Origin of the sequence: Anabaena sp. FACHB-83, from assembly GCF_014697485.1 — a bacterium.
GTDB lineage: Bacteria > Cyanobacteriota > Cyanobacteriia > Cyanobacteriales > Nostocaceae > Nostoc_B.
This window is the reverse complement of the sequence record NZ_JACJRY010000030.1, coordinates 63,542-79,465: the sequence shown is the minus strand read 5'-3', so window position 1 is coordinate 79,465 and position 15,924 is coordinate 63,542. Positions and strand designations below refer to the sequence as shown.

7 protein-coding genes are annotated in these 15,924 nt (G+C 39.7%); 4 read left to right on the top strand and 3 right to left on the bottom strand.

The genetic code is table 11. The features are described 5' to 3' along the window. Nucleotides 1-224: hypothetical protein (locus tag H6G79_RS36530; RefSeq protein WP_206758807.1), on the bottom strand; the 224-nt coding region annotated here is incomplete at its 3' end. Nucleotides 225-572: 348 nt separating this feature from the next. On the opposite strand from H6G79_RS36530, the gene H6G79_RS26050 reads away from it, so the two are divergent. From H6G79_RS26050 to H6G79_RS26035, 4 genes are all read left to right on the top strand, one after another. Further along, nucleotides 573-1,808: a glycosyltransferase gene (locus H6G79_RS26050; RefSeq protein ID WP_190591558.1), complete on the top strand. Its 1,236-nt coding sequence runs from the start codon at nt 573-575 to the stop codon at nt 1,806-1,808. Nucleotides 1,809-2,242: 434 nt separating this feature from the next. Then, nucleotides 2,243-3,430: a TRC40/GET3/ArsA family transport-energizing ATPase gene (locus tag H6G79_RS26045; protein ID WP_190591557.1), complete on the top strand. Its 1,188-nt coding sequence runs from the start codon at nt 2,243-2,245 to the stop codon at nt 3,428-3,430. Nucleotides 3,431-3,753: 323 nt separating this feature from the next. Further along, on the top strand, nt 3,754-6,516 hold the full coding sequence (locus H6G79_RS26040) for a GAF domain-containing protein (RefSeq protein ID WP_190591556.1): 2,763 nt from the start codon (nt 3,754-3,756) through the stop codon (nt 6,514-6,516). Between the two features lie 59 nt (nt 6,517-6,575). Further along, nucleotides 6,576-7,184: a DNA-3-methyladenine glycosylase gene (locus H6G79_RS26035; RefSeq protein ID WP_190591555.1), complete on the top strand. Its 609-nt coding sequence runs from the start codon at nt 6,576-6,578 to the stop codon at nt 7,182-7,184. A 306-nt stretch (nt 7,185-7,490) separates the two neighbouring features. Here H6G79_RS26035 and H6G79_RS26030 read toward each other — a convergent pair whose 3' ends face one another. Then, a complete protein-coding gene (locus H6G79_RS26030) occupies nt 7,491-9,653 on the bottom strand; it encodes an ATP-binding protein (protein WP_242048557.1) in 2,163 nt (720 codons plus the stop codon). Nucleotides 9,654-10,063: 410 nt separating this feature from the next. Then, nucleotides 10,064-15,853, bottom strand: coding sequence for an ATP-binding sensor histidine kinase (locus tag H6G79_RS26025; protein ID WP_190591554.1), 5,790 nt, complete (start codon nt 15,851-15,853; stop codon nt 10,064-10,066). Nucleotides 15,854-15,924: the final 71 nt, after the last annotated feature.

The following is a 15,924-nucleotide window of genomic DNA, read 5'->3' as shown; positions in this document are numbered from 1 at the left end:
TTCTCAATCACCTTCCGATTCATCTTCATCGCTGGAGTTCTTTTCCTTCTACTCCTGTTGACGATTTCTTCTGCTTTAACTCCTCCTAATTGTAAAAAACCTACACCTGTCAGGAGCAGGGGAGCAGGGGAGAATGAAGGTACTCTCTCCCCTGCCCCTCCGCACCTCTGCCCCTCTGCCCCATCAAACGCCTGAAGCTTGTGAGAAATGCGGGTGTACTTCACAGTTTTGCCAATCTATTGTAATAAAGTGTTAAGTATTGGCTGGTAGCAAGTAGAGTTGTCATTTAGCAATCCGGTTTGATTTGTCAACTACGCGAAGAAACAGGGAGTAGATTGGTGAGCAACCGATTTAAAATTGCTAGATGCTAAATTTGTTAAGGTTTACGCAAAAAGATTTGCTGTGGAAACTGGGTGCAAGGGTATGGGGTGTAAGGGTTTTAGATATATACACCCCTACACCCTTACACCCTCTTCCCAACCCTTGATTTTTCGTTTTGATGCGTAAGTCTTATTTGTGCAAGTGCATCACCTATGTTTAATAAATATAAGTAAATCAATTGAAGTTCGCGTATGAGTATTAGTCTGTGCATGATTGTAAAAAATGAAGAAACTACGCTGCCGAAGTGCTTAAATAGTGTTAAGGATTTCGTGGATGAGATGGTAGTGTTAGATACAGGTTCTAGCGATCGCACTCCCGAAATCGCTCAACAATTCGGTGCAGAAGTACATCATTTTCAATGGACTAATAACTTTAGTACTGCTCGAAATGCCGCTTTAAAATATGTTACTGGTGATTGGGTGTTGGTGTTAGATGCGGATGAAATACTCAACCCCAGTATTGTGCCACAGCTACAAGATGCAATTCAAAGTGATGAATATATCTTAATTAATCTCATCCGCCAAGAAATTGGTGCGGTTCAATCTCCCTATTCTTTGGTTTCGCGGTTGTTTCGCAATCATCCCGAAATTCGCTTTGAAAGGCCTTATCATGCCTTAGTTGATGATAGTGTAGCGGCGATTATACAAAAAGAACCGCATTGGCAAGTAGGTTATTTGCAGGGTGTAGCAATTCTGCATACAGGGTATCAAAAAAGAGCGATCGCCCAAAATAATAAATACATCAAAGCGCAAGCTGCAATGTTAGAGTTTCTCGCCACGCATCCCAATGATCCTTATGTTTGCAGTAAATTAGGGGCGCTTTATGTTGAAACTGGCAAACTTACTCAAGGTGTAGAATTATTGCTACGGGGACTCAAGCAAGCTAGTGGTAAGTCACCCCAAGATTGGGTGACAGCAAATCAATCAACAGAAAACTACGAAATTTTATATGAACTCTACTATCATTTAGGGATTGCGTACAATCATTTAAAACAGCCGCAATCAGCCCTAGAAAACTATCAAGCTGCGATTAAATTACCGATATATCCCATGCTCAAGTTAGGAGCATATAACAATTTAGGCAACTTACTCAAAGATGCAGGCGATTTAAACAACGCCAAAAAAGCTTACGAAACAGCTTTAAAAATTGACCCAGATTTTGCGACTGGATATTATAACTTAGGCATGACATTAAAGGCTTTGAATTTATTTACTGATGCGATCGCTTGTTATCAAAAAGCCATCAAATTAAATCCTTATTACGCAGAAGCATATCAAAATTTAGGCGTAGTACAGCTAAAAGTTGGTAATCTCCAAGCTAGTCTGACAGCATTTAAAAATGCCATTCTCCTCCACGAACAGCAGCAAAATCTCGCAGAAGCCAAAAGACTGCACCAAGGTTTATATGAGATGGGATTAATCAAGTAACGACTCATACCAATTTTGGATTTTGGATTTTAGATTTTGGATTTTCGCTGAGAAACTTGTTTGAGACTGAGAAAATCTCTGTCTAGTAAAACTGTGATTTATTAACCACTCTGACTTCTAAATTCTGAATTTTATAGGACTTACGCAATAACTCTCTCAAACTCTTATAACTTCGTGTCTATGCGTCCTTTGCGGTTCGTTTCTTTATACTTTTGCGGTAATGATTCACTTCTCACTTCCTCTGCAAATTTAGAATGCAGCAACTTGTGAGTTAGAGAATTACGTAATAATAAGAGATGAGTGTTTTTTTGGCAAAGAGATTGAGTATGAAATTCATACTTCATGTTTTGCTACAAAACTAATAACCACCTCTTTGAGCATTAATTGAGCATTTTAGAGGACTCACAAGCTAAAAACCTTAGAGATTCGAGATAATGCGAGTAATTTTGATGACAGGCAAAGGCGGTGTGGGAAAAACCTCTGTTGCTGCCGCTACGGGACTTCGTTGTGCAGAACTGGGCTATCGTACACTAGTTTTAAGTACAGATCCCGCCCATTCCTTAGCCGATAGTTTTGATTTAGAACTAGAACATGCACCCAAACAAATTCGCCCAAACTTGTGGGGTGCAGAACTAGATGCACTGCAAGAACTGGAAGGTAACTGGGGTGCTGTGAAGCGATACATTACCCAGGTTTTGCAGGCGCGGGGCTTAGAAGGAGTGCAAGCCGAAGAATTGGCGATTTTACCAGGAATGGATGAAATTTTCAGCTTGGTGAGAATGAAACGCCATTATGATGAAGGGGATTTTGATGTTTTAATTATTGACTCAGCCCCTACCGGCACAGCTTTGCGCCTGTTAAGCTTACCAGAAGTTGGCGGTTGGTATATGCGCCGCTTTTACAAACCATTTCAAAATATCTCTGTAGCGTTGCGTCCTTTAGTGGAACCAATTTTTAAACCAATTGCGGGGTTTTCGCTACCCGACAAAGAGGTAATGGATGCACCTTACGAATTTTATGAACAAATTGAGGCGCTGGAAAAGGTATTAACAGATAATACCCAAACTTCTGTACGTCTTGTCACCAATCCTGAAAAGATGGTGATTAAAGAATCCCTACGCGCCCATGCTTATTTAAGCTTATACAATGTAGCTACAGATTTAGTAGTTGCTAATAGGATTATTCCGCCGGAAGTGGAAGATCCATTTTTCCAACGTTGGAAACAAAATCAAGAACAGTATCGTCAAGAAATTCACGAAAATTTCCATCCTCTGCCAGTTAAAGAAGTGCCGCTATTTTCTGAAGAAATGTGTGGATTAGCTGCATTAGAAAGACTTAAGGAAATTCTCTACAAAGACGAAGACCCTAGCCAAGTTTATTACAAAGAAACAACAGTTAGAGTCATACAAGAGAAAAATGAATACAGTTTAGAACTGTATTTACCAGGTATTCCTAAACACCAAATTCAGCTAAGTAAAACAGGTGATGAATTAAACATTACAATCGGTAATCATCGCCGTAATTTGGTTTTGCCACAGGCTTTAGCAGCACTACAGCCTGCTGGTGCCAAAATGGAAGAAGACTATTTAAGAATTCGTTTTGCTGATAATAACAGAGTTTAATTCTCTGGGTAATCATCCTCAAGGAAGAGTTACTGTTTAACAGTAGAGACACAGCTTAGTTCTGGTCTCTATTTTTTTATAAAAACATAAATATCTGGTTTTTTTAAACTTTTTACTAGTGAAAATTTATCAAAAATATATAAAATACTGAGATTTTTTTCTTAAACAAAATAATGTAAAAACCTGTAACAAAAACCTAGGAGTATTCACTATATTTTGACCGTGGTTTTACTGTAGACAAATAGATTACATAAAATTCACAATATTTTTAGATTTATCGCTGACAAGATATTTAATTTCAAAAATTTTTAAACTTAAAAACAATGTCCCAACTAGCAGATCCAAACTTGCGGACAAGACTTAATCAAGAGAGTCTTCTACGCCGGATAACAAATCGGATTCGTCAAACATTAGAGTTAGAAGAAATTATTACAACCACAACAGCAGAAGTACGCTGTTTACTGGGTACTGATCGAGTAATGATTTATCAATTTCATACGGATGGTACAGGTAAAGTGGTGGCTGAATCCATTCATGAACAGCGTCTACCTTCGCTGTTGGGACTGAATTTTCCCGCCGATGATATTCCGCCTTATGCGCGTGAATTGTTTATTAAATCTAGGGTACGTTCGGTTGTAAATGTGGAATTGCAACAGATTGGTCATAGCCCGATGAGTGTTTTAGAAACAGGAGAACTGAAACCGGAGGATATTCGTTATCGCCCTGTAGATCCTTGTCACGCAGAATACTTAACGGCGATGGGCGTTAAATCTTGCGTTGTCGCGCCGATTTTCCATCAACATCAACTGTGGGGATTGCTAGTATCTCATCATTCCCAGGCGCATTCTATTTCACTTTATGAATTAGAAGCGATGCAAATGGTTGTAGATCAATTATCGGTGGCGATCGCCCAAAGTTATCTTCTCGCCCAAGCCCGCGCCAAAGCTGAACGAGAAAGTGTAATTAATCGCATTGCGACTCTGCTACATTCCCTCCCAACAATTGTTTTACAACCAGCATTAGAAGCTGCTGTCGCCGCCTTTCAAGGTGTGGGTGGAAGATTGTGTATGAGAAACGATGCTTTTCAAGCTGCTAATAATCAAATTAAAAGTTTGAAAGAATGTTTAATTCCTGGGAGTGACTGCATTCAAATTTATACCAGTGGACAACAGCCAGAAATTCCCCCAGATACGATTTATCCCTTAATGGAGCAGTATAACGTCTGGCAAGAACATTATCAGTCTGGTGAATACGATGTTTGGGCAATCGATGATATTTATCAAACTGCAAGTTTGCGAACTTTGCAACCAACTTTTAAACCAACCAAAATTCGTAGTTTGCTGATGATTCCCCTGTGTTACCGTCAGCAATTAGTTGGCTATTTAAGTATCTTTCGCAATGAAATCGACACAGAAACCTTGTGGGCTGGTCAATTTGACCGCGATCGCCGCCAGTTATATCCCCGGTTATCTTTTGATGTTTGGAAAGAATCAAAAACAGCCCAAGCTCAACAATGGACAGACGCAGATATTGAATTAGCTAGAGAACTTGCCAAACATTTTGCCTCAGCAATTCAACAATATGAACTTTATCAACAAGTACAAGGCTTTAATCAAAATTTAGAACATCAAGTAAAAAGACGCACAGTTGAACTAGAACGCACATATCAACAACAACAAGCTGTATTTGGCGTAATTGCTAAAATTCGGGAGTCCTTGGATATAGATCAGATTTTTCAAATTACCACCAAAGAAGTTTGTCAGTTAGTCAAAGGCGATCGCGTTTCGGTTTATCGGTTTACAGCAGATTGGGGTGGTGAATTTGTCGGCGACTTTGAAGCGACTAGCCCCCATTGGACAAATGAAAGCAAAATAGGGGTAAATACCGTTTGGAATGACACCTACCTGCAAAAAACTGCGGGAGGACGTTACCGCCACAACGAAACATTTGCTGTGGATGATATTTATCACATGGGCTTTAACCAGTGCCATTTAGATAATCTAGAGTATTATCACATTCATGCTTTTGTTTTAGCTCCCATTTTTGTTGGACAAAAACTCTGGGGTTTGCTTTGCACTTATCAACATTCTGGCCCCCGCGAATGGAAACCTTCGGAAGTTAACTTTCTCAGTCAAATCGCCGCTCAATTAGGTGTAGCCCTACAACAAGCTGATTTACTAGCACAAACCCAACAGCAAGCCCAAAAATTAACCGCCGCCTTGCATGAGTTACAAACTACCCAAACTCAACTTATCCAAACAGAAAAAATGTCTTCACTAGGTCAATTAGTAGCGGGTGTAGCTCATGAAATTAATAATCCCGTGAATTTTATTTATGGCAATTTATCCCATGTGCGGGAGTATGCAGATGATTTACTGGGAATGCTCAACCTTTATCAGAAACAATATCCTAAACCTAGTGAAGAAATTAGCGATCGCCTGGAAGATATTGATTTAGAATTTCTCTCACAAGATTTACCCAAAACTCTCTCTTCCATGAGCTTTGGTGTAGAACGCATCCGCCAAATCGTCATGTCCTTGCGGAATTTCTCTCGCCTGGATGAAGCGGAAATGAAAGTAGTAGATATTCACGAAGGTCTCGATAGTACCTTATTGATTTTACAGCACCGCTTAAAATCGAAATCCGATGGTGCTGACATTCAAGTTATTCAAGAGTATGGTGATTTGCCATTGGTAGAGTGTTATGCAGGACAACTCAACCAAGTTTTTATGAATGTGTTGAGCAATGCGATCGATGCTTTAGAATATCACCCAGAATCCACCTCAGCCACTCATCAACGTCAAATTACCATTCGCACTACCGTTGGAGAGATGAACAAAAATGTGCCGAGCGTGGTAATTTACATCAAAGATAATGGACTAGGTATACCAGAAGCCGTCAAAACAAGAGTTTTTGACCCATTTTTCACCACTAAACCTGTAGGTAAGGGTACAGGTTTGGGACTATCAATTAGTTACCAAATTGTGGTAGATAAGCATGGTGGTATTTTTCAATGCGATTCACAACCAGGCCAAGGTACAGAATTTCGCATAGAAGTTCCCATTCAGCAGAGTATTCATACTTGAAGTGCTGAGTGCTGAGTAAAAATACTACCCTCTAGCCTCTAGTCCCTAGCCCCTAGTTTATGACATCTAACATTGATGCAACTTGGCTGACTCGTTCCTCAACTTTAGTGGCTCCTGAATTGATTGGCTGTACTCTAGTAAGACAAATGCCAGATGGTAGAATTTTTCGGGGAATAATTGTCGAAACAGAAGCCTATGCACCCGATGATCCAGCAATGCACGCTTATCGTAGTCGGACTACTCGCAATCAGGTCATGTTTGATGCGGCTGGAAAAGCTTATGTGTACTTAATTTATGGTGTTTACCACTGCTTGAATGTGGTAACTGACAAAGAGGGAATTCCTAGTGCGGTGCTTCTTCGCGCCTTGGAGTTAGAGCAAGTCCCTACCTGGGTTGATCATCAAGAAAAACTCAAACCACATCGCATCGCCGCCGGGCCGGGTAAACTTTGCCGCGCTTTGAAAATTGATTTGACATTGAATGCAATACCCCTAGAATTTGGTCAACCCCTCTGGTTAGAACACCGCCAGCCTGAGTTTCAACAACAGCTAGAACAAGGAAATCTCTCGTTAATTCAGACTACGCGCATTGGTTTGACTAAAGGTGTAGACTTGCCTTGGCGCTGGTATTTATGGAATAGTCTGGCTGTATCGAAATTTGGTAAATAGATGTATTATTTGAGCGATCGCACCAATATTTATATTTTTAAATAAAATATTCGGCATTGCTGAATCAGGGGATGAATTTTGATTTATTGAAATTTTTAACTCCTGATTCTCTCTGCATCTCTGCGCCTCTGCGTGATACCAATTCACGAAATTACTGATACAAATCACTTCCTCTACACCTTTGTTTCCGGTCGCCGAGCGGAGTCGAGGCGCTGCTTGCCTATCTGTATCATGTTTAGAGTGAAATGGTATGAGATAAATGATCCCGCAATTATGCAACGCCACACCAAATATTTATATCTGCAATCAAAGTCTGCGTTTAGTTTGCACAGGCAAAGTAATCACAAACTCTGTGCCTGTGCCTAATATCGAATGACAATGAAGTTGACCTTGATGTAATTCAGTCACAATTTGATAACTGATAGATAAACCCAATCCAGAACCTTTACCCACATCTTTAGTTGTGAAAAATGGGTCAAATATTTTGGTGATTATAGCGTCATGAATTCCTGATCCATTATCTACAATAGAAATCATAACTTGGTTTTCTGATAACACTTGAGTCTGAATCAATATTTGATTTTTATATCTTGTTTTTTCTGTTCTACTAAGCTGCTTATTTGCAAGTTCTATGGCATCAATAGCATTAGATATAATATTCATAAATACCTGATTGAGTTGTCCAGGATAACAGCTAATCAAAGGTAAATTACTATATTGTTTTACAACTTCTATGGCTGGGCGTTGTGCTTGCTCTCTCAGACGATTTTGTAAAATTAATAATGTACTATCAATACCCTCATGAATATTAACTGCTTTAAATTCGGCTTCATCTAAACGAGTAAAATTTCGTAATGATAACACAATTTCACGAATTCGCTCTGTGCCGATTTTCATCGAAGCCACCATCTTGGGCAAATCATCGAGAGCAAATGCCAAATCCAATTTGTCAGCCTCGATTTTAATTTCTGCTACTGGATGAGGATAGTAATGCTGATATAGTTGGATAAATTTCAACAAATCTGCGATGTAAGTTTCGATATAGCTGAGGTTCCCATAAATAAAACTAACAGGATTATTGATTTCATGGGCTACACCTGCTACCAGTTGACCCAAAGCAGACATTTTTTCGCTTTGAATCATTTGGGTTTGGGTACGTTGCAATTCTTGAAGTGTCTTTTGTAATGTTATTGTGCGTTCATCAACTTTTAGTTCTAAGGCATTATTTATCTGTTCTAGTTCAATAAAAGAAGTCTTTAACTGATTTACCATGCTGTTGAAAGAACTGGCGAGTTCTCCAAGTTCATCTTGGCGATTAGTATCCAAATTAATTGCAAAGTCACCATTAGCAATTTGCTGACTAGCGGCGGTTAATGTTTGCAGTGGTTTAGCGATTTGTTGTTGCAAAACCGACAACAATAATAAAACTTCAACCAGTAATGCCACGGCACCAGATATTAAAATAAATTGAGCCATATCCCAAGCTGTTCCTGATAGCAATGATTGGGGATAGACTGTGACAAAATACCAGTTTGGCCCTTTCAAGCGAGTCACTGCGAGATATTCACGGTCTTGGCTATTGTTGAGGACTTGGGTTTTTGCGGAAGTGTTAGTGACTAACTGAAAAATGCGCTGGAGATGGGGGTCAGGAATTGCATCGATTTTCAGTTGACCTTGAGCTTGCTGAATTTCTGGTGTGTGATGGGGATCGACAAGTAAACGGCCATCTGCACGAAAAATGAGATTGTATGTTCCTGGTAATTGATTCTGGGTTGTATGCTGTATCAAGCTGGTTAAAACCACATCATGTCCCACAACTCCTAAAAAGCGATCGCCCTGATAAATTGGTAAAACAGCCGAAACCATCCAGACTTTGACAATGGGGTCAAGGTAAACACCTGTCCACTGTGGTAAGCGGGCAGGGTTGTGTTGAGGAGCGGCAATATAAAAGTATTCTTCATTTGGGATATAGATATCAGGCGGTGCTTGCAAGGCCATCGGTACGCCATTCCAATAATTTACCCCAGCATTTTCTGGTGCTAGAAAATAGGTATTGACAAATCGATGAGACCAAGCAGCCCCGTAAGCAGAAATGATCGTGTTAGCAATTAACATCCTCTGCTTGAATTCTGTAGTTAGCGGTGTCTTGAGACTAATGGCTGAACTGGCATATCGAGTAGAATCAAATTCTTGAATCGGTCGATTTTGTGGAAAATTGCGAAGACTACCATCATTCCAAGAAAAATACTCGCGTTCAAATTCGCTTTGAACATTAATATTTGTAGGTTGCTGAAATTCTAGCAACAGGCGATCGCGCAACGCAGCTATGTTATCCTGTGCAAGCTGAAAAAGGCTACTTTCTTGGTCTCCTCTTTCTTGAATATATTTTTCCAGTTGTGCTTGGGTTTGGCTTTCTAAACGCGACATCACATGAGCATAGCTTACCCCAGCAGATAGAAGTACTACCATTGTTACTCGCAATGCCATATTCAGCAGCGTTTTATACGTGAGTGAGGTAAGGCATTTCTTCAGCCAAGGGAAAGCTCTCCAAGACCACTGTTGATTGAAAATTTGTCTAAATTGGACAACCATAGCGTAGTGAATATAAGCAGGGTTCCTGAAAGTTTGTTGATGAGGAATAACTCTGGAGACGAACAATCAAGGGTTTTGGAAAGACTAAGGGGTATAGAGGTGCCACGAGAGAAGCCCTCAAACCCTCACATCCTTATACCCATTTTTACAGGTCTTACGCAAAACACCTTTCAAACTCTCATTTCTCCATGACGCGACGTGCTACAAGTTGAAGAACCCACCCAACGCAATGCTGACGCTCCTACGTTGCTACCGCTACGCTAACACCGCTTGCAGTTCTGTTGATTTTACAACGGCAAATGGATGATAAATTCAGTACCTTCACCGAGGATAGATTGACAATACAACTTTCCACCGTGAGTTTGTTCGACAATTTGTTTGGCTATAGCTAATCCTAAACCTGTACCTTTTCCCACTGCTTTAGTAGTAAATAAATGGTCAAATATTTTTCGTTTAATCTCTTCACTCATGCCTTTACCATTATCAGCAATGGAGATATTCACAAATTTATCTGCTATTGATGTGGTAATTGTAATGGAGTTAGGGTCAACCTGAATTTCCTCAAAATTACGTCCGTGGTTGGAATCTTCTAAAGCATCAATGGCATTAGCTAATATATTCATGAATACCTGATTTAATTGCCCAGGGAAACATTCAACTTGGGGTAAATCACCATAATTAGTTATTACTTCAATTGCTGGACGTTGTTCGTTAGCTTTGAGACGATGCTTGAGGATTAAGATTGTACTATCAATACCTTCGTGAAGATTAAATGGCACTTTGTAATCTCGATCAGCACGGGAGAAAGTACGTAGAGATGTGCTAATGTTTTTCAATCTATCACAAGCTATTGTCATAGAATCGAGTATTTTTGGCAGGTCTTCTAAGGTATATTCCAAATCAATTTCTGACTCGTGGTCGAGGATTTCTGCACTTTTATCCGGGAAAGTCTCTTGATAGATGTTCAAATGTTCAATAATATCAGCAAAGGTGGGTTTAGCTTGCTTGAGACTGGCAGCAATAAAACCCAAAGGATTATTCATTTCGTGAGCGACACCAGCGACTAAGTTACCCAAAGCTGACATTTTCTCACTTTGGACGATTTGTAATTGGGCTTGTTGTAAGGCCAGTTCAGCTTGTTTACGTTCGCTAATATCCAGTAACAATCCATCCCACACTAACGTACCATCCACAAGTTTTTCTAGTCGCGCTTCACCGTGAATCCACTTCATAATTCCAGAGGGGGTAATAATTCGCCCCTCCCAACGCCAAGGAGTTAAGGTTTTAACCGAATCTGCAATAGACTGATGCTGAGATTCGGCATCCAGAGGATGCACCATATCCAAGAGGATCTGCACATTAGAGATCGCCTGTTCGGCGGTGATTTCATAGAGATCATAACAGTCATTACTCATATAAGGCATTGATACCGAACCATCGGGAGCCATGAGGAACTGATACACCACCCCAGGAACGTTATCTACTAGATTATGGAAGCGGGATTGAGTAGTTTTTAACTCATGAAGCGATCGCTCTAGTTGTTGGCTGTATTCCTGAGAACGTTGATAAAGTCGGGCATTTTCTAGGGAAATGGCAGCTTGGGCGCAAAGTAGGTTGAGTAGTTCGATGCGTTCGCTCTTAAACGCCCCCGTCACTAAATTATTTTCTAGATATAAAATACCCAGCAACTTACCTTGATGTAAAATCGGACTACACAAGATACTCTTGGGTTGTTGACGGATAATATAGGGGTCATTGGCGAAAGTCATATCTGCGGTTGCATCCAACAATACTACAGTTTGTTGACTATGCTTGACTTTGTAAATGAGTTTGTGGGGAATATCCGGGCTGTCTGCAATGGCAAGACTTTGCAACAAAATTGGCTCAGAACCCTGAGTAATTGAACCTTGAATTAGTAAATGATTGTCCTGCAAGAGCATTAACACACATTTATCAGCCCCGGCATTTTCAATCACGATGGTAAGCAACGATGCAAGTAGTTTGTCTAGTTCGATTTCACCGGAGATAGTTTGAGATGCTTTGAGAATTGCTGTTAAATCTAAAGTATCTGAGATACTGGTGCTATTAGATGTAGCTGCACTGGTAGATGTCACAGTTCCCAAGGGAAAGATTGTTTCGTTAGTGGAAACAACAGAACGGCTTTGCTGTAATATGGGTGCGAGTAATTGGGGATAGCCTTGTTCTAAGTCGGCAACTTTGGCTTTTGATCCCCAACGGGCATAACAATAATATGCCTCCTGCATATAACCTGCGGCGATTTTCTCTTTCCCCCAACCAAGGTAAAATTTGGCGGCTAATTCGTTGGCTAAAGCTTCTTCTTGGATATAGCCATTGGCTTTAGCACCGGAAATAGCGCGATCGTACAGTTCACCTGCTTCGGCTTTTTGTCCTAAAACACGACATTTTTCTGCCTCCACCAAATCAAATTTATGCTGGTGATTCATGGGTGCATAGTGCGCCCATAGCTGTAATTGAGTTTGATTTTTTTCCACCCGTTCTAATACTGTTGATACCTCATCTGAGAGTTGACTTAACTCTGCTATGGCAATCAAAGAATCATAAAAATAAAATACAGGTGTACCGACTGTTCCTCCAGCCGCCATTAAATAGTTCCTGCACTCCAGGGTATAGTTGTTAGCTTGCTCAAATTCCCCAAACAAAAAGCAAAGCATTAGCTTATACAAATAGAAGTAATACAACCCAAACAGGTCATTTGCAGATCGCAGCAGTGGCTGAAATTCTGTCTCTTGCAGTGCTGAACCAGATAAAATGGTAGGGTAATTTGCAAAGCCAAGTAAATTTAACACAGATTGCCAATAGATGCGGCAGTAATTGGCAGTTGTTAATTGGTTAGATTGCATCAAACCCTTATAGTAATTTTGTGTATCCTGTTCTACAGTGGTAAGGGGCTGACCGCACCAAAAAGCATTCAGGCAGAAACAATGTCCAGCATTTCCAAGAAATTGCAGGTTTCCTACTTCTAGAGCAGTTGTATAGCTCTCGCTCAAGAGTGGTAACGTTTCTCTGATGTGAGATTTGCGGTGGAGAATAAACCCTCCCTGCAACATTAACACTTCAGGTTTAGTCACTTTGGCATCAAATTTTAAGACCATATCCAATGCTAACTGGCCAAATTCTGTCGCCAAATCTATATCTTGTAAAAGATTACAGATAACAATGCCATAGACAGCATAGTATTTGGGTGAATCAGATATGTTTCCATAGGTCAGGGATAATTTAACTGAGAGGGCAGTCAATAATGGGAACAAGGGAGATCCACAGATGTAAGCTGCTGAAATAATGCTACTGGTAATCTGGAAAATAGCAATAATTTTATCATCTATCATCCTGGGGAGATGAATGAAATCTTTGATTTTCCTATCTCCAATCAGATTATTAATTTCTTGAATTGACTGTTGAATATCTTCTGGTGTAGATGATTCGTTGATTGTTATGCCCAACTTTTGTAGAAGCTCAATCCCAATTGCCAGTGCTTCAATAAGTTGATGCTGGGAAATTTTGGCTTGAATTCTCAAACAGTAAACACTAACTTGCTCTAGCAAAGAATGTGTCTGGTGGATGACAGTATCAATCAATTCTTCCATTACCTCAAAGTCACCACATAACATTGCTACCTCCGCCGCTATTTCATGGAAGGTGAGACTCATTTCATATTGCTGTTGCCAAGTCTGTTCTCCCAAAAAAGATAATCCCACTGTGGCATATTCACGGGCTGCTTTATAAGCGGTAGAATTTTTGGCTTTGCGACAGGCAATGAGGTTCAGTTGTGCTAGTTCTATTCGTTGTGTTTGTTCGCTAATTAAAGAAGTTCCATAATTTAATTGATTGACGATTTCAAAAATGCGTTCAACTCTTGCATCTGGATGAATCTGTTGCCGTAGCAGTTGACCAATTTGATAGTGAGTTTTCTGTTTTTGCTCATCAGGAATTAGGGAATAAGCAGCTTGTTGAATGCGATCATGTAGAAATTTGTAGGCAACATTCTGTTGATTTGCTGAAGGAGGTAGTAGAGTTTCTTGCCCAACATAAAATTTATAAACATCACCAATTGGTACAATCAACCCTTCTTGTAATGCTTTCCATAAACAGGCTGCTGCTTCAATTTCCGATTGTTCGGAAACAATCGCTAAAGTTGCTAAATCAAAAGAATTGCCAATACAAGCTGCTAACTGCAATACGGATTGAGTTGATGAGGGCAGTTTCCGCAATTGCAAACTCATAAAAGCCACAACATCATCTGTAACTGCTTGCATTGTCACTTGGGAAATATCACATTGCCAACAGCCCAATTCAAAATCAAAATAAATGATATTTTCCTGATATAATGCTTTAATAAACTGGGTAGCAAAAAACGGATTGCCTTGAGTTTTTTGAAATATTAATCCTGAAAGATTACCTGCGATATATTCTGAACATTTTAGTGTGTCAGCGACAAGGTAATTTACTTGTTTTTTACTCAAGGGCGCTAAAGTAATTTTATTAAAAATAGCTGATGTTTTTTGAATTTCACTCAATGTCAATAATAATGGATGTCCGGGATGGACTTCGTTATCACGATATGCACCAATAATCAAAAGATGACCTGTGTCAGTCATTAATAGCTGCATTAATTTTAGTGATGCCGAATCAGCCCATTGTAGATCATCGAGAAACATCACTAAAGGATGTTCTTTAGTTGTAAAGACTTGGGTGAATTTTTGAAATAATAAATTAAAGCGATTTTGTGCTGCTGTTCCTGAAAGTTCTGTAGCTGGTGGTTGTTGACCAATAATGTTTTCTAATTCGGGAATGACTTCAATAATTACTTGTCCATTTTCACCGACAACATCTAATATTTTATGTTTCCATTGTTCTATTTGTACATCGCTTTCGGTCAATAATTGCCCCATTAAATCGCGGAAAGCTTGCACAAATGCACTCAAGGGAATATTGCGATTAAATTGGTCATATTTACCTTTAATAAAGTAGCCGCGTTGTCTAACAATTGGTTTATGCACTTCGTTAACAACTGCTGTTTTACCAATTCCAGAAAACCCAGCTACCAGCATCATTTCTGTTACACCTTGGCTGACTCTCTCAAAGGCTTCTAGTAGGGTTTGAACTTCTGTATCTCTTCCATAGAGTTTATCGGGGATGATGAAGCGATCGCACAAATCCCTAGTCGCAATTTCAAAGCTTTGAATTTCACCAGTTTCTTTTAGCTGATGTAGACATTTTTCTAAATCAAGTTTCAACCCCAACGCACTTTGATATCTATCTTCGGCATTTTTCGCCATTAATTTATTGACGATTTCTGAGATAACTGAGGGGATATCTGGCTTAATTTCGTGTAATAATGGCGGAATTCTCGCAAGATGAGCATGTACCAATTCCATTGGATCATTTGATAAGAATGGTAACTCATCTGTGAGTAATTCAAAGAAAGTCACACCCAAAGAATAAAAATCTGTGCGATAATCAATACCCCGGTTCATTCTCCCGGTTTGTTCAGGAGAGATATAAGCAAGTGTGCCTTCTAATACATTGGGGTTAACTAGGGTTTGGGTTTCTCTGGGTAGTAAAGATGCAATGCTGAAGTCGATTAATTTGATTTGCTTGGTTTCAGGATTAATTAAGATATTGCTGGGTTTAATATCTTTATGAATAATTCGCTCGTGGTAGAGTAAGTCTAAGGTGTTACAGAGTGCGATCGCTATAACTAAAAACTCCTCTAAAGATGTGACACTCTGATTTTTGCTGAAATAATCCTTGAGGGAAATTCCGCCAAAGTCTTCCATGACTAACATATAGCCATTATTTATTGCTTCCAGGCTATAGGTTTGGATAATTAGGGGTGAGTTGAGATTTTTCCCGATGGTGTATTGATTGCGAAATAACAACAGTTCGCTAAAACTGGGATAAGGATTTTTCAGCAGTTTTATCACTACTGGTACTGAGTCCCTTTCTCTAACAGCGCGATAAACCAATGTTCTCGAACCATTATAGAGTTCTTCTGCAAGATGATATCCGGGAATACTAACAAGGTTGCTCACCATATTGCGCCGATCCTGATGATTTCTGGATCTAGTATTCCCAGATAGATAAGTTTATCTGTAAGTGAGAGGTA